Here is an 18,794-nt window from a genome sequence, read left to right on the forward strand (position 1 = left end):
TTATCCATAATGAGGTCTTACAAATAATGACATACAATAAAGCGTATTTTCAGGAACTAATAATTGAGCAAATAGCGGGCACGATAAGTGAGGAAGAAAACCATTTGCTTAACGAGGCTATACAAAATGATCCAAGGGTTAAACAACTTTGGGATGAAATGCAGCAGAAATTATCTTCAGACAAGGCTCAAAACTTTTTTGACAACATAGATGAAAACAAAGCCTGGGATAAAATTGAGCCCGAAATAAAACAGGCTAAGCCTATCAACACCCGTCGCATACAAATCACAAAATGGCTATCTATGGCTGCTTTGTTATGTATTGCTTTTACTGCCGGGTATTACTGGCGAAAAATGCCCGACAATGAGACGGTTGCTGCAAAAAAGGATACCAAGGCCCCGGCCATCGAGCTCCGGATGGCGAACGGACAACATATCGATCTTTCGGATACAAGCAAAAAGGTGATCAGTGTACCTTTCGCGCATTTAAAGAAAGGCACTAACGGCTTAAGCTATCAGCTTGATAACAATAAAACGGCTGAATGGAGTACGCTTGTTATTCCGTCAAAATTAAATTACCGGATAGTGCTTTCAGATGGCACTGAGGTTTGGTTAAATTCAATATCAAGCCTGCGCTTTCCTTTTGCATTTTCAGGTAAAACGAGGGAGGTGTATTTAACCGGTGAGGCCTTTTTTAAAGTAGCAAAAAACGCCGCCCAACCATTCATTGTACATACAGACCAAACTGATGTAAGGGTTTTAGGCACCGAGTTTAATGTAAACACTTACCAGGCCAATAAAATAGTGACATCATTAGTTGAGGGTTTGGTTTCAACAAGCGGGCAGGGTAAACGAAAAATGCTTCTGCGGCCGGGTTATCAGGCTGTTTACACACCGGTTACGGGATTTATCTCGCAAACGTTTGATCCTGCGATTGAACTGGCCTGGATGAATGATATCTATTATTTCCACGATACTAAACTTCATGATATAAGCGATGTACTGCTTCGGTGGTTTGATGTCAAAGTTGTTTTTGATGATCCTGCCAAAGCCGATGAAGCATTTAGCGGTGCTATCCAAAAGAATAAACCGGTTGATGTTTTTATACAGAATATCAAGGCATCTGCCGGTGTTAACGCCGTTTTGAGGGAAGGAGTTTTGCACATCAGGTAGTTTAGCAGCCTCAGCTAATCCAACAGTTGTTTTCTGTAGTGCTTAATGCCTGGTTTTTAACCAGATTGAGAAATCCTTGCCTAAATAATTGAATTTCACTTAACTGTAACTCATTGATTTATTGCTAATTGAATCTTATGTAATTAAAAAAATACATTTTTTCCTGTTCCCGTTCACCCGTTTCATCAGGATGCGGTCTTAAAGAAAACCAAATCATAAACCCAATAATATGGAGAGAATTTTATTCAGCCGGCGGCTTATACTGCCCTTTATTTTTCTTTTATTGGTAACCCGGTACAGCGCTGTTCAGGCACAGGCAACGGGGCCAATAACACTCAAAAAGGCTAACGTCAGTTTAGCCGAAATATTCAAATCAATCAAAAAGCAAACTGGTCTGACTGTTTTTTACAGCAACAATTTGTTGAATGACAAAGAGCTTGTTTCTGTAGATTTTAAGAAAGCCGAGTTAAAAGAAGTATTCGGTGTGCTTTTGAAAGGGAAAGATCTCAATTATGTAGTGCGTGATCAGCTCATCGTAATTGAAAAAAATGAACCTGTACCCGTTGTAGCCCCACAGAAAAAAGAACCGGCAAAAGCTGTTATTCCCAAAAAGGTGCAGGGCGTTGTCACCGATGATAAAGGCCTCTCCTTACCGGGCGTAAGTGTTAAAGTTAAAGGCACTATGAATGGCACACAATCTGACGTGGATGGCCGGTATACGCTCAATTTAAAAGAAGGAGGGAGTTCAATCATTGTTTTTTCATTTGTAGGTTCAAAATCCCAGGAGTTTGATCTTTCAAACTACCCCTTATCTGCAGCCGGTGTCTACAAAATTGACGTACAAATAGGGGCTGACAGAAACGCGCTTGAAGAAGTTGCAGTTGTTGCTTACGGTACCCAGAAAAAAACAAGTCTGGTAAGCTCTATCACCACAGTAAACCCTAAACAGCTCAAAGGTCCGTCAAGTAACCTTACTACCATGCTTGCGGGTGTTGTGCCCGGCATGATCTCCTATCAGCGAAGCGGTGAACCGGGTGCTGATAATGCCCAGTTCTTTATCAGGGGCGTGGGGACCTTTGGTGCCGGTAAAGTTGATCCCTTGATATTGATCGACGGTATAGAATCAGGTACTACCGACCTTGCAAGACTTCAGCCGGATGATATCTCGGGTTTTTCGGTACTAAAGGATGCTACCGCTTCATCACTATATGGTGCAAGGGGGGCCAATGGCGTAATCCTGGTAACTACAAAGCGTGGTGATGTTGGCGCTGTTAAGTTTAATATTCGCGGTGAAAATTCAACTTCGTCAAATATTAAAAACATCGACCTCGCCGACAATATCACCTACATGACATTGGCCAACGAAGCTGTGTTAACCCGTAATCCCCTTGGTGCTTTACCTTACTCTCAAAACAAAATAGATCATACAGCGAAAGGCGATGATCCGCTGCTTTACCCTAATAACAACTGGATCAAACAGTTGATAAAGAACAAAACCAGCAATCAACGCTTCAACATGAACGCCAGCGGTGGTTCGGAAAAGGCCAAGTACTATCTGGCCATGACCTATAACATAGATAATGGTAACCTTGCCGAAAACAGCCTGAATAATTTTAGCAATAACATTAAACTGCAATCTTATTCTATTTTATCAAATACCACTTTAAATCTTACAAAGACCACCGAGGCTGTTGTAAGTTTAAAAGGTCAGTTTGATAGCTATCATGGGCCTGTTGGCGGCGGCGGTTTTACTTTCTTGAATGCCCTTTGGAGCAACCCGGTTGCGTTTCCGGCCATTTACCCAGGCAATTTGCTTCCTTATGTAAATCACCCGCTTTTTGGTAATGCCATTATCCCAAGCGGCGGATTGTACGTAAACCCTTATGCTCAGTCTTTGTCTGGTTTTCAAAGTTCAAATACAAGTACTTTAACCGCGCAATTAAATTTAAGCCAAAAGCTTGATTTTATTACTCAGGGCCTGTCGGCACGTGCCATGGCGTATACCACACGATATTCTTACTTCACAGTTTCGCGCCAGTATAGTCCTTATTACTACCAGTCAAATATACTTAACGGGCAATTCAATGGGTTAACGCTGCTTAACGACGGCTCATCGGGAAGTATAGGTCCAACGCCAACCGAATATCTCACTTACAATCAAAACCCGGCGGCAAATATTTCCAACTCCATTACCTACATCGAAACTGCAGTAAACTACAACCGCACATTCGCCCAAAAGCATGCGGTTAGCGGGTTGCTGATTGGTACTATGCGTAATTTTCTTACCGGCAATGCGCCAACACTTCAACTGTCGCTGCCATCGCGCAACCAGGGTGTATCCGGCAGGTTTACCTATGGCTATGATAACCGTTACCTGGTTGAATTCAACTTCGGCTATAACGGTTCTGAGCGTTTTGCAAGCAACCACCGTTTTGGTTTCTTCCCTTCTGTAGGCGCGGGTTGGGTTGTTTCAAATGAGAAATTTTTTGAGCCTTTACTGTCAACCATCGATAACTTGAAATTTAGGTTTACCTATGGTTTAGTGGGTAACGACCAGATAGGTTCAGCTACAGACCGTTTCTTTTATCTGTCGGATGTTAACTTAAACAATGGTTCAAATGGCCAGTTCGGTACTAATTATAACTACAGCAGGCCAGGTGTAGTAACCTATCGTTACGAAAACCAGAATATCACCTGGGAACAATCAAGGCAAACCAATATTGGTATGGATTTAACGGTGGCTAAAAACTTTACCTTAACCGTAGATGCCTATCAGCAAAAGCGCGATAATATCCTGATGGTGCGCAGTACCATACCAACTTCAATGGGTTTACAAGCCAATATATCATCAAACGCCGGTAAGTCATCAAGCAAGGGTATTGATATTGCTATGGATTATAAAAAGAGCTTCAACAACTCCTTTTGGGTTCAATCACGCGGTACGCTTACTTACTCTAAAAGTAAATTGTTAAAAAATGAGGAGCCTATTTATGGCGATAATCTTAAATACCTGAGCAAAGTTGGCAACTCTTTAAGCCAGATCTACGGTCTTATTGCCGAGCGCTTATTTATTGATGATAAAGATGTTGCCAACTCGCCGGTGCAAAGCTTTGGCGACTACAAAGCCGGTGATATCAAATACCGCGACATGAATGGTGATGGCAAAATATCCAGCTCGGATGTTGTACCTATCGGCTACCCGATTGTGCCGGAGATTATCTATGGTTTCGGCTTTTCTTTTGGCTATAAAAACTTCGATATCAGTGCATTTTTTCAGGGTTCTGCACGCTCATCTTTTGTGATTAATTCTGCAGATATTTCGCCTTTTTACCTGATAAATGGCTTGCAAACCAACGGACTTAATTCTGGCAACCAAAGTGGCCTGTTAAGCACCATAGCTAAGGACCACTGGTCGGAAGATAACCGTAACCCGTACGCTTTTTGGCCCCGCCTAAGCACCCAGATACAGGGCAATAATACCCAAACTTCAACATGGTGGTTGCGTAACGGCTCCTTCGTTCGCCTTAAATCAGCAGAGTTGGGTTACAATTTCAACAAAAGCCAGCTTAAAGGCCTCCACTTAAATAGTGCGCGTATCTACCTGAATGGTTTGAACCTGCTGACCTTAAGCAGCTTTAAACTTTGGGACCCGGAAATGGGAACATCAGGATTGGGCTACCCAATTCAAAAAGTATTTAACGTGGGCCTAAGGGTAGAATTTTAAAAGCTTTCAAAATCAGTTATATGAAAACTAATTTTATACAAAAAATTAAGCATTCAGTATTAAGCAGCACGCATAAAGGGAATATTACCTTCATCATTGTGGCCTTAATAATGATTGTGCCGGTATCATCCTGTAAAAAATCATTTCTGGATGTTGTTCCTGATAACGTATCAACAATAGCCAACGCGTTTGTTTCAAAAACCGAAGCAGAAAAGTACCTGTTTACCTGCTACTCATACCTACCAACAGAAACTGACCCTACCTATAACGTAGGCTTAACCGCCAGCGACGAAGTTTGGGTAGAAGACCCTGCAAATCACATCCGGTCAACAAACGTGCTGCAACTGCCAAGGGGCTTTCAAAACTCATCAGATCCGATTGCCAACTATATGAATGGTACCAGGGATGCGGCAGCCAACTATAAAGCTATCCGCGATTGTAATGTTTTTATTGAAAATGTAAGCGATCAAACTAAAGTGAGGGATCTTGACATCGATACCCGCGAACGCTGGATTGCTGAAGCACAGTTTTTAAAGGCGTTTTATCACTTTCAGTTGTTCCGTGCTTATGGGCCAATCCCAATTATTGATAAAAACCTGCCTATCGATGCGCCTATTGATCAAGTCCGGGTAAAACGTCGACCGGTTGATGAAGTGGTAACTTATATAGCTGGTTTGTATGACCTTGCGGCAGGAAAACTACCTTTAACTATCAGGAACGAAGGAAGCGAGCTGGGGCGTGTTACCAAAGCTGCGGCTTTGAGCATGAAAGCAAAATTGCTGGTAACTGCGGCAAGCCCGCTGTTTAATGGCAACCCCGATTATAATTCATTTAAAAATAAAGACGGTGAGCAGTTGTTTAATTCAACCTATAGCGCCGAAAAATGGCAGCGCGCTGCAGACGCCTGTAAAGCGGCCATTGATTTTTGCGAATCTCAAAATATCCACTTGTACACATTTCCTACGCCAACCATTCCGCTAAGTGAAACTACCATGACGCAGATGAGTATCAGGAATGCCATGAGCGAGAAATGGAACGATGAATTGATCTGGGGCTTAACTGCTGATAACAATATCAACTATAATTCCTTTTTCCAGTCGATGTGTGCTGGTCAGTATGACTTTAACAATGCTGATGCTGCCAAATCGGCAAACCGTCCGCTGCTTGGCCCTACCATAAAGATGGCCAAAATGTTCTATACAAAAAACGGCGTGCCTATCAACGAAGATAAAACGCTTGATTTTAGCAACATAGCAGAGCTACGTGTTGGTACACATGCTGAACGTTTTAACATCAAAGAAGGCGAAACAACCGCAAGGCTTAACTTTGACAGGGAGCCGCGCTATTATGCCGACCTTGGGTTTGACCGTGGTGTATGGTACATGGCTAATAGCCCAACCAAAACCGACGAAGATACCTGGTGGATGAAAGCCCGCGGAGCCGAAGTTGGACAGTCTTCGCCTATACCTATTGCCGGTTTTTACATGAAAAAAGCACTTAACTGGCACTATGAATGGGCAACAGTTACCTATATTAACTATCCATGGCCCGAAATGCGCCTTTCTGACCTTTGCCTGCTTTATGCAGAAGCCCTAAACGAAGCACAAGGCCCGGTAGCCGATGTTTATACCTATGTAAACAGGATCAGGGCCAGGGCAGGGCTGCCTACCGTTCAGGATTCGTGGTCAAACTTTAGTATCAACCCAACAAAGTATACGACAAAAGACGGCATGCGCTCAATTATTCAGCGTGAACGCGGCGTGGAACTTTGTTTTGAAGGGCATCGTTTCTGGGATCTGCTACGCTGGAAAATCGCAGGGGTTGAGCTCAATGGCAACGTAACCGGCTGGTCGATAAATGAAAATTCACCTGAGTTGTATTATCGTGAACGCACTATATTTTCAAGGCACTTTGTGATCCCACGCGATTATTTATGGCCGATACAGGAAAATGACCTGCTGGTTAATCAAAACCTGGTGCAAAACCCTAACTGGTAAACGCGTAGCAACAATATGTTGAACATTAAAAACATTAACATGGAAACAAGGAAATTACAAGCAGCTTTCTGCACCTTACTATTGATGATAGTAATGGCTGGCTGCAAGCAGGAATCACTCAATAAACCAACTATAACCAATAATAATGCGCCGGGAGTTGTCTCCAACGTACAGGTGCAAAACCTTAACGGCGAGGCTACTTTAACATATACTTTGCCTGGCGATAATGATCTCTTTTATGTAAAAGCTGTATACGAAACTTCGCCGGGTAAAACACGCGAGGTAATAGCTTCACATTATACCAATACTTTAACTGTTGACGGTTTTGGCGATACGCTTGCGCACGTAGTGAAACTATATGCCGTTAATTCAAGCGAGAAGGCATCGGCACCGGTAAATGTTACTGTAACTCCATTAACGCCGCCTTATTTACTTGCCTACAGATCTCTTAAAGTTACTGCTACCTTCGGTGGTTTTAACGTGACTTGCGATAACGAAGCCAAAGATAATCTCGCTATTGTGCCGATGGTTGATACTGCCAATAACGGCCAATATGTGCAGCCAAAGGGAATGGATAATATCTATAGCAACAGTGTTTTGATAAAAGCAGCAGTAAGGGGGCAACCTGCTGTTGAACGTAAGTACGCGTTTTTTGTACGCGATAGGTTTTTAAACAGGTCCGATACGTTATTTATGAAACTTACGCCGTTTTATGAAGAGCAGTTTTCGAAACTTGACTGGTCGGCTTATGTGTTGCCTGGCGACGCCACGAATTTGTACTCATATACCGACGTAACTAAGACTTTTGATGGCAACTTTACCGGCGGCTGGCCTAACTGTCTCTTTACTGTTGAGAGTGCCGGCAGCCCACAAATGGTAACTATCGATTTAGGCAAGCAACGTGTGTTCAGTCGTTTCATCATGAACCCGTTCATTGAAATTGGTAATGTGTACTACGTACGTGGAAATTTAAGGGATTTTGAAATCTGGGGCTCAAACTCGCCAAATGTAAACGGCGCTCTTGATGCCTCATGGACAAAATTATTGACCTGTAACGTGGTAAAACCATCAGGATCGCCATCGGGCACAGAAACAGCTGCCGACTATAACTATGCGCATGACGGCTGGGGCTTTGATTTTCCGGCTGGATTGAGTGCGTACAGGTACATCAGGATCAGGAGTTTACGAAATTGGACGGGTTCATACTTTATGAGTATCAGTGAATTTACCCTGTTTGGAAAGTAGTAAGACCGATGCATTTATCAATTTAATTACCATCATGAAATTATATAAAATAACATCATACTATCTGTTGATGCTGGCAGCCTTCATCATAAGCTCCTGCACTAAAATGGATGATTTCAAAAAGAAATATGAGCCCAACGGGCCAATTATTTACCCGGGCAAACTGGATTCGGTACAGGTATTTTCGGGTAGGAACCGGGTATTACTCACCGGCCTTTTTACATCTGATCCTAAAATTGTAAAATATAGGGTATACTGGAACAGTAAGCAGGATTCGGTAGATACGCCGGTGAAGCGCACCAGCGGGGTTGATACGGCGAAATTATTTATACCTAATTTGCCTGAAGGTATCATGACCTTTGAGATCCGCACCTATGACAATGAAGGGCACGTATCCATTCCGGTTACCCTGGCGGGGAACGTGTATGGTAGTTTGTACCAAAGCTCGCTTATTAACCGCGGTATAGCAAAAGCCGAACTTCAAACAGACGGATCAGCCTTAATTAACTGGGCCGATGTTAACGCTGATGACGGTTTGCTTTCTATGGAGATCAAATACACTGATGTCTCAAACAAACAACATGATACATTGATCACTTCGGTGCCGACGGGCTTAAGCACATCGTTGCCTAAATTCAAGGCAGGTGGGGTAATTAGCTATCGTACAGCGTTTAAACCCAATAAAACAGCCATTGATACTTTTTATGTAGATTTCCAGGATCATAGCGTTAAGGCCGATGTAACCAGTATTTACCTCACCAATACTGGGCCTTTCCAAAGGGATAGTTTTGACGGGCGCTGGGGAACGCTTGCCGCGCCATGGATAACCAACGCGGCCGCTAAAAATAAAGGGGGTATTAACGGAGGTTACAGCTCTGATGGCGGTGGTACTATTAACTGGGAAACCTGGAATAATACGCCTGTGGTTAACGGTATTGTTTATCAGGCCACATCGTCACCATTACCGGCCGGAAATTATATTGTTTCCTTTGATGCGTATTCAGAAGTTCAATCAAACTCCTCGGTTTATTGTATTGCAGCGGCCGGAGGTAATGGCATACCGGTGCTCGCAAACCTTTCAACATCCTTAGGATATGTGAATTTGTTTAACGGTGCTAACGTAGGCAGTACAAGCCCCAATTCAAGAGAGGTAAAAACTTTTACTTTTACGCTTGCATCGCCACAAGTAGTATCGATAGGTTTTTTAGGAAACATTGTAGGGAACGGCAATCCGGGCAGTTACTTCACGGTGTTTAATATTAAACTCTTCAAAAATTAAAGACGATAAAAAAAGTCCCCGGTGAATCCAGGGACTTTTTTGTTTTTATATCCAACAGTTTAGTAACAGAGTTTATCTCTTATTCGCAAATAGCTACCTGTACGGGTTCTGGTTCCTGTAGTTCTTCAATAGTTGTGGATGTAGCTTTCTGCCCGACGTTTGATTTAATAAAGCTCATGCTAAATGCAAGCAGAAGCAACGGCACGGTCATCCAGATTACCTGGTGGATACCATAATGCGCAATCACAAAGCCACCCAGTAAGGTACCCAGTGTTATACCAGCGTTGAAAAAGGAGGGGAGCAAGCTGTTTACAAAGTCGAGCGCAGGTTCTTCAATACCGTGTGTAAGTTGTATATTGGCCGCAAGGAATCCCCCGGTATGTATAAAACCCCATACTGAAAGGATAACGACCATGGGAATAAAATACCCGCCAAACTGATAGGCCAGTATATGGGTTGCTACCAATGAAAGTAAAAACAGGCGAACAGTAAGCGTTACATTTTTACTTAAAGCAATGCCCATTAACCAGTTCCCGGCTATACCCGTACCGCCAAACACCAGCAGCATAATACTGATCTGCGCTCCGCTCATACGTGATACCTTATCCAGGTATTCGGCAAGGTAACCATAAGTGGCAAACATACCTGCCAGTATAATAGTTGAAGCCAATAGCTTAACCCATAAATGAACATTTCGCAATAATTGCAGTTGGCTTTTAGGGCTTGCTTGTTCTTCGTTAACCGGCATTGAAGGAGCAAATAGTGTTAAAGCGCCAAACGCCAGCAAGTTGACAATCGCTGATACAATAAATGAAGCTCTCCAGCTAAACAGATCGGCCATGTAGGTAGTCAGGGGAACGCCAAGCACTGTGGCAACACTCAGCCCGGCCATAACTATCGAAATAGCCTTAGGCGCATCTTTCGGGCCTGCCTGCTTTGCTGCCGCTGTCATAGACACCGCCCAGAATACCGGGTGCAAAAAGGCGGGCAATATGCGGGCTATCATCAGTACGGTAAAGTTTGGCGCCACTGCCGATAACAGGTTGGAGATAACGAAGATTCCCAATACAAGGCACATTACAAATTTGCGGTTAAGGCGTGCGGTAAGCATATTGGTAAAAGGCCCGGCAAGTGCCACTGTTAACGCAAAAGCACTTAGTAGCCAACCTGCCGTGTCAATTGATATATGAAATTCTTTTACCAGGTCGGGGAGGATGCCGATAACTCCAAACTCGGTAGTTATGATGCCAAAGGCACCCAGGGCCATAATGTAAATTGATTTATTCATGAGTAGAAATATTTAAATATTTAAAAGTTTCGATATTTTTGATCAAAAGGTCAGATGTACTTCAAGAAACTGATGCCTAATTTTTCAATTCGTTCAGGCAGGCAATGTACTCGTCAAGTACTTCCTGGTTCAGTACGTATTTAAGATTACGACCTTCTTTTTGGGGCAAAAGCAAATCGGCATCAACCAGTTGTTTTAAGTGATGCGATACAGAAGGCTGTGTAAGATCAAGTAAATCATTTACTTCTGCGCAGTAAAGGCAATCCTTCTTCTTTTTAAACTGCTGTAAAATAGCTATCCTGTTCGCATCGCTTAACGCCCTGGATATTTTCTCTATTTTTTTGTTGTCCATTATTTTGTTTTGCTGATTACTTAATCAGCTTTAATAATACAAAGGTATAATAATATTAACACATAGAAATGTTTCTATCTATTTTAAACATAGAAATGACAATGAAAAACAGCACTGCTCGAAAATTAATACGTGGGAGGACTATTGCTGGTTATAATATGGCGCAAATCCCCCTGTTTGTTGGCACATTTGCCTGTTTTGTACTTATGGTATATGCTTTAGCTTTATGATATGAAAGTAGTAAGAGTACAATACACCACACGCCCGGAGTTCGCGGCCACCAATCAACGTAACATCGCGGCCATTGTTGAAGAATTAAAAACTTTAAACCACCCCGGCATCAAATATACAGCCTGGTTATTACCCGACGGCAAAACATTCATGCATTTTGATCAGCTGGAGAATGAGGAAGCGCACCTGGTTTTACAAAGCTTGGCATCATTCCATAAATTCGCAACTGAGCTTGAAGCCAGCGATTTAGAAGTAGAGCCAAAGCTCGAGCTACTTACACTTGTTGCATCAACAGAGGGCTATTTTTGATAATTTGATCTTAATGCTTTCTGATGGGTAACGCGGTTTCCGTTTTTGCCGCTTTCATCACCAATTTGGTTTCTACCTTGCCAATAGCAATGATGGCAAAAAGCCGGTTCATCAAAAAATCGTGATATTCTTTACGATCTTTCACCGTTACCTTTAAAATAAAGTCAAAATCACCTGTAAGGTGATAACATTCTAATACCTCCGGAAGTTTAATGATCTCACTTTCAAAATGACTTAGGCTGTGCTGGCTATGGTCTTTCAATTGTACGTGGGTAAAGGTCATGAAATCAAGCTCTAGTTTTTCATGATCAAGTACGGCTACATATTTTTTAATATAGCCCCGTTCCTGCAACGAGCGGATGCGGTTATTAATAGGAGTAGTGGTTTTATTGAGCTTCAGTCCTATTTCCTGACCGGTAAGGCGGGCATTTTCCTGCAGTAATTGAAGTATGCGGATATCGGTATCGTCGAGTTGATCAAGCATAAGAGTTACAAAAACTAAAAGATATTCGTCAAATATTTATCAAAAGTTTCAAAACCTGTTTTGAATTGTATTTTCGGTTCTAAAAACCAATTTTTATGTTCTGTATGGATTATAAGGTTGTGAATATACAATTTTACATCATAATACTATGGAACACGATACAAATCAATCATCGCCGGTAATCCTTGTTACCGGTGCCCGCGGGCAGATCGGTACTGAACTGGTAGCCGCATTAAGAAACGTTTACGGCAGAAAACAAGTTATCGCTACCGACCTGCATGATGCCGCTTCAATATCTGAATCAAACCGCCCATACCATCAGCTTAATGTATTGGATAAAAATGAGTTGGAGAACCTGGTTATTACCTATGGGGTAACTCAGATCTATCACCTCGCAGCCACTTTATCTGCAAAAGGAGAAGAAGCCCCACTAAAGGCCTGGCACCTGAATATGCAAAGCCTGCTGAATATCCTGGAGGTTGCTAAAGATCATAAATTGGATAAAGTGTTCTGGCCAAGCAGCATTGCCGTGTTTGGGCCATCAACGGCACGCAAGATCAGTCCGCAGGATGCTTTGCTTGACCCGCAAACAGTTTATGGGATAAGTAAAGAGGCCGGCGAACAATGGTGTGCCTATTATCGGGAGCACTACGGACTTGACGTACGCAGTATCCGTTATCCCGGGTTAATTAGCTACAGCGCCCCGGCCGGTGGCGGTACTACTGATTATGCGGTAGCTATATTCCACGAAGCATTGCAGAACGGAAGTTACAATTGCTACCTGAACCCCGACACTGCATTGCCTATGATGTACATGGATGATGCCGTAAGGGCCACCCTTGAACTGATGGATGCTCCGGCCGAAGTGCTTAAAGAACGAGGTGCCTATAATATCGGTGCTTTGAGTTTCACACCGGCAGAACTTGCTATCGAATTGCAAAAACACCTTCCCGGTTTTACAATTAGTAATGATGCCGATAAACGTCAGGCTATAGCAAACTCGTGGCCGGCCGGTGTTGATGATAATGCAGCAACGCGCGATTGGAACTGGACACCGAAATATGATCTTGCGGCCATGACAACTGATATGCTACTGCATCTGGCTCCGGTTTATAAAAATACCAATACTGCAACTGTGAGCTAAACAAGGGTTGTAATGAGAGACCTGAATATTACCCAATCTATTACCGCCCGTGACGCTGCTTCGCTGGAGATGTATTTCAGCGACATTGCACGTGAGCCAATAATAAACGCCGAAGAAGAAGTTGTGTTAGCCGGAAAGATCAGGCAGGGTGACCTATCTGCTTTGCATAAGCTTGTGAAGGCTAATCTACGCTTCGTGGTTTCGGTGGCAAAAAAATATCAACACCAGGGCATGCCCATGGGCGATTTAATTAGCGAGGGTAATTTAGGCTTGCTTGAAGCCGCTAAACGGTTTGATGAAACCCGTGGCTTCAAGTTCATTTCGTATGCTGTATGGTGGATCAGGCAGCGTATAATGGAGGCACTTCTTGATAAAACACGGATGATACGCCTGCCTGCTAATCAGGTGGATATGATTGTCCATGTTAACAGGGCAACCGGAGTTTTAGAACAACAGCTTGAGCGGTTGCCAGCCCAGGATGAAATAGCTGAGTTTCTGGAAACTGCCGAATGGAAAGTAAAAGAAGCGCTGTATGTAGCCCCCTTTACACATTCATATGATAAGGCGGATACAACTGGCGACGACGGGTATAGCTTGCTCGATCGTCTAAACAACGACGAACCCGGAGTCGAAAGTTTTCTGGAGGCATCCCAATTGAAACAACAGCTTGATGATTTACTTGGCAAGCTAAACACTGCCGAGCGATCAGTTATATTTTATCATTATGGCCTCGACGGGCACAGCGAACTCTCCGCTCCTGAAATCGGTAGCCGACTTGGAGTTAGCGCGGAGCGGGTGAGGCAACTAAGAAACCGGGCTATTGATAAGCTAAGGGAAAAAGCCAGTTTAGAAAAACTCGAAGTTTAATTTTTGCGTTTGGCAAACGTTTGCGTTGAATAAATACGGCCCGAAATTAGGCGTTACTATTTTAGGTTTATAACTTAGGAGCTCATAACTATTATGACAGGCATACTTGCCGGATCTATCATAATAAACGCTACAAACGCAAATGAAAAAAACACTACTCTCTTTATTACTGCTAACCTTCATTACTTCACAGGTTTTTAGTCAGGCTAAGCACAGTTTTAAAATTGCTGACGGCAATTTTATTTACGACGGAAAACCTATCCAGATCCATTCGGGCGAAATGCATTTTGCCCGAATCCCTAAGACGTATTGGAAACAACGTTTACAAATGCTTAGGGCAATGGGCATGAACGCGGTTGCAACTTACGTATTCTGGAACCATCATGAGCTTAGTCCCGGTGTTTGGGATTTTAAAACAGATAACCGTGACATCCGTGAGTTTATAAAAACTGCACAACAGGAGGGTTTAATGGTAATATTAAGACCAGGCCCTTATGCCTGCGCCGAGTGGGAGTTTGGTGGTTATCCGTGGTGGCTTCAAAACGATAAACAATTGGTTATTCGTAGTAAGAACGATCGCTTTTTGGACTCGTGCAAAACTTACATTAATCAGTTAATGGGCCAGGTTCAGGATTTGCAAATTACTCATGGTGGGCCTATTATTATGGTTCAGGCCGAAAATGAGTTTGGATCGTACGTAGCCCAGCGCAAGGATGTACCACTTGCCGATCACAAAATTTATAGCGCTGCTATAAAGGATCTGCTGCTAAAATCAGGCGTTGATGTACCATTGTTTACTTCGGATGGCGACTGGTTATTTCAGGGCGGCGTAATCAGCGGCGCTTTGCCAACTGCCAATGGCGAGGGTGATACCAAAAATCTGAAAAAACTCATTAACCAATACAACGAGGGCAAAGGCCCTTACATGGTAGCCGAATACTACCCGGGCTGGCTTGATCACTGGGGCGAAAAATTTGAAAAAGTATCTGAAACTTCAGTAATTAAAGACCTGGAAAAGTATTTGAAGGATACCGTATCGTTTAATATCTACATGGCACATGGTGGCACCAATTTTGGCTTTACAAGCGGGGCCAACTATGATAAAGAGCATCAGATTCAGCCAGACATTACCAGTTACGATTATGATGCTCCGATAAGTGAAGCTGGTTGGGTAACATCTAAATTTACCGCTATCCGTAACCTGATGAAAAAATATGCGGCATATTCTATTCCTGAAGTGCCTGCCCAAATTCCTGTTATCCAGATCCCGGCGATAAGACTAACTAAGACGACGGATTTGCTTGAACTAGCCAAAAATCAGCAGGCAGTAGAAAGCGATACCCCTCAAACATTTGAGGCGCTCAACCAGGGGCATGGCTACGTATTGTACAGCCGCAAATTTACACAACCAATTAATGGTACCTTAAACCTGGAAGGCTTGCGTGACTATGCTACTATATATGTAAACGGTGAAAAAGTTGGCGAGCTTAACAGGCAAGGTAACAAATTCAGCTGCCCTATAAACGTTCCTTTTAATGCCCGTTTGGATATTTTGGTTGAGAATCTTGGCCGTATCAATTATGGTGGCGAGATCATCCACAACCTTAAAGGTATCATTAGTCCTGTTAAGATTGATGATCATGAAATTACCGGTAACTGGCAAATGTACAAGCTGCCTATGGATAAAGCCCCGGCGCTTGCATCAGGTTCGGCAAATACAGTTGGCCGCCCAACAATTTACCAGGGAACTTTCGAGCTAAATAAAGTTGGAGATACTTTTTTAGATATGAAAAACTGGGGTAAAGGTATTGTATTCGTAAATGGGATCAACATTGGCCGTTACTGGAAGATAGGTCCTCAGCAAACACTTTATTTACCGGGGTGCTGGCTAAAAAAAGGCACAAACAGTATCGTGGTATTTGACCAACTGAATGATAGCCAACAAACCGAGATCGCTACCGTTACGGTGCCTGTATTAGACGGGGCGGTTAGTAAATAATTATTCATTAATTTAACTTATTCAAGGGCGGCAGGAAATTATCTTGTCGCCTTTTTTATTGTTATACCTGCGGCAACACATTAACTATTATTACTTGTCAGAGGATTGAATTTAACCCAGTGTTTAAGTAAGCCAATAAGCATAAACAAATACTTCAAAATACTGTATGGGTTACTATATTCACACTTTATTATAAAAACTTCGGGCTTAATTATGGTAGATGAACTTTTGCCATAACATATAACAAACAAATTTATAAGCTTTTGATTTTATGATAAGTGCCCCCATCAGATGAGAGTCATTAAGGTTGTATGTTTAATAGTAGTTCTGTTAGCCGGTACCATAATAAATGTATCTGCGCAAACTAATTATGTAGCCGCCGTGCATGGTGTGTTGGATCTTCGCAATAAGCCCATCAATGATAAAATTGAACTAACAGGAAACTGGTTATTTTACTGGAACCAGTTGGTCAACCCCAATGACGACACAGTTGGTATTAAAGACAGGTTGTTAGTGGAATTTCCGTTTAAATGGAACGGTTATATCTGGCGGGGAAAAAAACTACCGGCCTTTGGTTACGGAACTTACCTGCTTAAAATTTTGCTTCCTGCTAAACATCCTGAATTGAAACTTGGGATGCCTGACGTTTACAGTGCTTACAGGCTTTATGTAAACGGTAAATTAGCATCATCAAACGGCAAGGTTACCACTACCGCAAAAGGTTTTGAAGCTCATTGGGAATATCACGCCATTAATCTGCCTAATGCCGATACCATCAATATCACTTTACAGATATCCAACTTTGTACATAGTAAAGGAGGAATCGGTAAACCAATATTTATAGGCCCGGCCGAAAAGATTGACCTTGCGAGGCACCAAGCTGAAGGTATTGATCTGATGCTGACGGGATGTTTACTGATGGGTGGTTTATTTTTCCTTGGCTTATACCTGTTGGGCAGTCGAGATAAAGCAATTTTACTCTTTGCCCTGTTTTCGATGATTTACAGTTACCGTATCATTGGAACGGATAACTACGTATTACATACGCTGTTGCCAGATATCAACTGGTATATAACAGCACGTATGGAGTACATAAGCCTGTTTTTGGGGATAGGTATATTTGGCCTTTACACATTATATTTATATCCAGCCGATGTAAACAACCGGATTGTTAATATCATTAATGGTATTAGCTTTTCGTTCGCTTTAATCACACTGTTTAGCCCGCCGTTAATTTTCACACAGCTGGTTAATCCATTTTTAGTGGTCATGCTTTTTTGCCTGATCTATATCCCTTACGTATATTCAAGGGCCTGGCGTTATAACAGACCGGGATCTGTTTACGCGTTAATGAGCGCGTTTGCCTTGATGTCGGTATTTGGGATCTCGCTGTTTCATTATTGGGCGCTTATACCGCCATTGCAATTGGTTAGTTTTTTGGGATACCTGGCGTTTTTCTTCCTGCAATCTTTAGTGCTGGCCCACAGGGTATCGTTTGTATTGAAAAAGGCAAGGGCTGAAGCAGAGCAGGGCTTAAAGGCCAAAAGTGAGTTTTTGAGTACCATGAGCCACGAGATCCGTACACCGCTCAATTCGGTAATAGGCATGAGCCACTTACTGCTCAAGAACGAACCACGAAAAGATCAGATTGAGCATCTCGATGTTATGCTTTTTTCGGCCAATAATCTGTTGGCGATAGTGAACGACGTGCTTGATTACAATAAGATTGAGGCAGGGAAAATAACATTTGAGCATATTGAAATGGACCTGGCTGCAATAGCCCGGAATGTTGTAGGCGGCTTGCAAACCGCGGCCCACGATAAGGATATTACGCTGCGGCTCGATTTTGATAAAAAGCTACAGCATAAACTGCTCGGCGACCCGACCCGCTTGTCGCAGGTAATCACTAACCTTGTTCATAACGCAATCAAATTTACGCCGAGCGGTGAGGTGGTTTTAGGAGTAGAGGTGAAGGAACAAACGGAAACAACCGCCACGTTGATGATCTTTGTAAAGGATACGGGTATCGGCATACCCCGGGGCAAGCAGAAACTCATATTTGAACGCTTTACCCAGGCCGATTCGTCCATATCACGCAGTTTTGGGGGAACAGGCTTAGGTCTTGCTATCAGTAAAAAAATATTAGAGTTACAAAACTCATCCCTGCAACTGATCAGCGAAGAAGGTGTCGGATCGATATTCTATTTTATTCAAACCTTTGACAAGGCAGCAAAGCAACAGGAACATATCAATGTAAAAGCTAAGCCCGACGAAACAGATAAACTTCTTAACGGAATTTCTATTTTGTTGGTTGACGATAACCCGATGAATGTAATGGTTGCCCAAACTTATTTAAAACGTTGGGGAGCCGCTACAGATGTGGCCACCAACGGCTTAGAAGCTTTGGATAAGCTTGACACATCAAAACATAGGCTCATATTGATGGATTTACAGATGCCGGTAATGGATGGATATGAATCGACAAAAAAGATAAGGGCTAATGGCGTAAATATTCCAATCATAGCGCTTACCGCCAACTTACCTAAAGACGTTGAAGAAGAAGCCTTTAAGATCGGATTTAATGATATCGTCATGAAACCGTTTTTGCCCGATGAACTGCATAGTAAAGTACTGCACTATGTTTTTAAACAAGAGCACGTATAAATATCATCTGGAATAAAATCCCTTCTATATCTCAATAAA

The 18,794-nt window shown here is 42.7% G+C and carries 13 protein-coding genes; 10 read left to right on the top strand and 3 right to left on the bottom strand.

Translation table 11 applies throughout. The annotated features are described in order from the left end of the window. Nucleotides 1–26: 26 nt before the first annotated feature. The 5 genes from DUL71_RS08450 to DUL71_RS08470 all read left to right on the top strand — a co-directional run bounded on the left by DUL71_RS08450 (nucleotide 27) and on the right by DUL71_RS08470 (nucleotide 9,417). Complete coding sequence (locus DUL71_RS08450) at nucleotides 27–1,172, top strand: FecR family protein (protein ID WP_114937694.1); 1,146 nt, start codon at nucleotides 27–29, stop codon at nucleotides 1,170–1,172. Nucleotides 1,173–1,401: 229 nt separating this feature from the next. Continuing rightward, nucleotides 1,402–4,896: a TonB-dependent receptor gene (locus DUL71_RS08455; protein ID WP_114937695.1), complete on the top strand. Its 3,495-nt coding sequence runs from the start codon at nucleotides 1,402–1,404 to the stop codon at nucleotides 4,894–4,896. A 20-nt stretch (nucleotides 4,897–4,916) separates the two neighbouring features. Beyond that, the gene (locus DUL71_RS08460; RefSeq protein ID WP_114937696.1) at nucleotides 4,917–6,893 is read left to right on the top strand and encodes a RagB/SusD family nutrient uptake outer membrane protein; all 1,977 of its coding nucleotides are present in this window, start codon (nucleotides 4,917–4,919) and stop codon (nucleotides 6,891–6,893) included. Nucleotides 6,894–6,932: 39 nt separating this feature from the next. Further along, the gene (locus DUL71_RS08465) at nucleotides 6,933–8,138 is read left to right on the top strand and encodes a DUF5000 domain-containing lipoprotein (protein ID WP_114937697.1); all 1,206 of its coding nucleotides are present in this window, start codon (nucleotides 6,933–6,935) and stop codon (nucleotides 8,136–8,138) included. Between the two features lie 34 nt (nucleotides 8,139–8,172). Beyond that, on the top strand, nucleotides 8,173–9,417 hold the full coding sequence (locus DUL71_RS08470; protein ID WP_114938501.1) for a DUF4998 domain-containing protein: 1,245 nt from the start codon (nucleotides 8,173–8,175) through the stop codon (nucleotides 9,415–9,417). A gap of 79 nt (nucleotides 9,418–9,496) precedes the next feature. On the opposite strand, the gene DUL71_RS08475 is transcribed toward DUL71_RS08470, so the two are convergent. Together DUL71_RS08475 and DUL71_RS08480 are read right to left on the bottom strand one after the other, a co-directional pair. Next, nucleotides 9,497–10,705 (bottom strand): MFS transporter, encoded by a 1,209-nt coding sequence (locus DUL71_RS08475; protein WP_114937698.1) that lies wholly within the window; start codon nucleotides 10,703–10,705, stop codon nucleotides 9,497–9,499. Between the two features lie 76 nt (nucleotides 10,706–10,781). Further along, nucleotides 10,782–11,057, bottom strand: a complete 276-nt coding sequence (locus DUL71_RS08480) for an ArsR/SmtB family transcription factor (protein ID WP_112566598.1) — start codon at nucleotides 11,055–11,057, stop codon at nucleotides 10,782–10,784. Between the two features lie 231 nt (nucleotides 11,058–11,288). Here DUL71_RS08480 and DUL71_RS08485 point away from each other — a divergent pair, with 231 nt between their 5' ends. Continuing rightward, nucleotides 11,289–11,597 (top strand): hypothetical protein, encoded by a 309-nt coding sequence (locus tag DUL71_RS08485; protein ID WP_114937699.1) that lies wholly within the window; start codon nucleotides 11,289–11,291, stop codon nucleotides 11,595–11,597. Between the two features lie 10 nt (nucleotides 11,598–11,607). Here the strand turns inward: DUL71_RS08485 and DUL71_RS08490 are convergent, their stop codons facing one another. Then, the gene (locus tag DUL71_RS08490) at nucleotides 11,608–12,081 is read right to left on the bottom strand and encodes an Lrp/AsnC family transcriptional regulator (RefSeq protein WP_114937700.1); all 474 of its coding nucleotides are present in this window, start codon (nucleotides 12,079–12,081) and stop codon (nucleotides 11,608–11,610) included. Nucleotides 12,082–12,229: 148 nt separating this feature from the next. Between DUL71_RS08490 and DUL71_RS08495 the strand changes: the two genes are divergently transcribed. The 4 genes from DUL71_RS08495 (at nucleotide 12,230) to DUL71_RS08510 (ending at nucleotide 18,755) form a co-directional block, all read left to right on the top strand. Then, nucleotides 12,230–13,225, top strand: a complete 996-nt coding sequence (locus tag DUL71_RS08495) for an NAD-dependent epimerase/dehydratase family protein (protein WP_114937701.1) — start codon at nucleotides 12,230–12,232, stop codon at nucleotides 13,223–13,225. Nucleotides 13,226–13,237: 12 nt separating this feature from the next. Next, nucleotides 13,238–14,092, top strand: a complete 855-nt coding sequence (locus DUL71_RS08500; protein ID WP_114937702.1) for a sigma-70 family RNA polymerase sigma factor — start codon at nucleotides 13,238–13,240, stop codon at nucleotides 14,090–14,092. A 142-nt stretch (nucleotides 14,093–14,234) separates the two neighbouring features. Continuing rightward, the gene (locus DUL71_RS08505; protein ID WP_114937703.1) at nucleotides 14,235–16,091 is read left to right on the top strand and encodes a beta-galactosidase; all 1,857 of its coding nucleotides are present in this window, start codon (nucleotides 14,235–14,237) and stop codon (nucleotides 16,089–16,091) included. Between the two features lie 291 nt (nucleotides 16,092–16,382). Next, nucleotides 16,383–18,755 (top strand): response regulator, encoded by a 2,373-nt coding sequence (locus DUL71_RS08510; RefSeq protein ID WP_114937704.1) that lies wholly within the window; start codon nucleotides 16,383–16,385, stop codon nucleotides 18,753–18,755. The last annotated feature ends 39 nt before the right edge of the window (nucleotides 18,756–18,794 follow it).

The organism is Mucilaginibacter endophyticus (assembly GCF_003351025.1).
Lineage (GTDB): Bacteria > Bacteroidota > Bacteroidia > Sphingobacteriales > Sphingobacteriaceae > Mucilaginibacter > Mucilaginibacter endophyticus.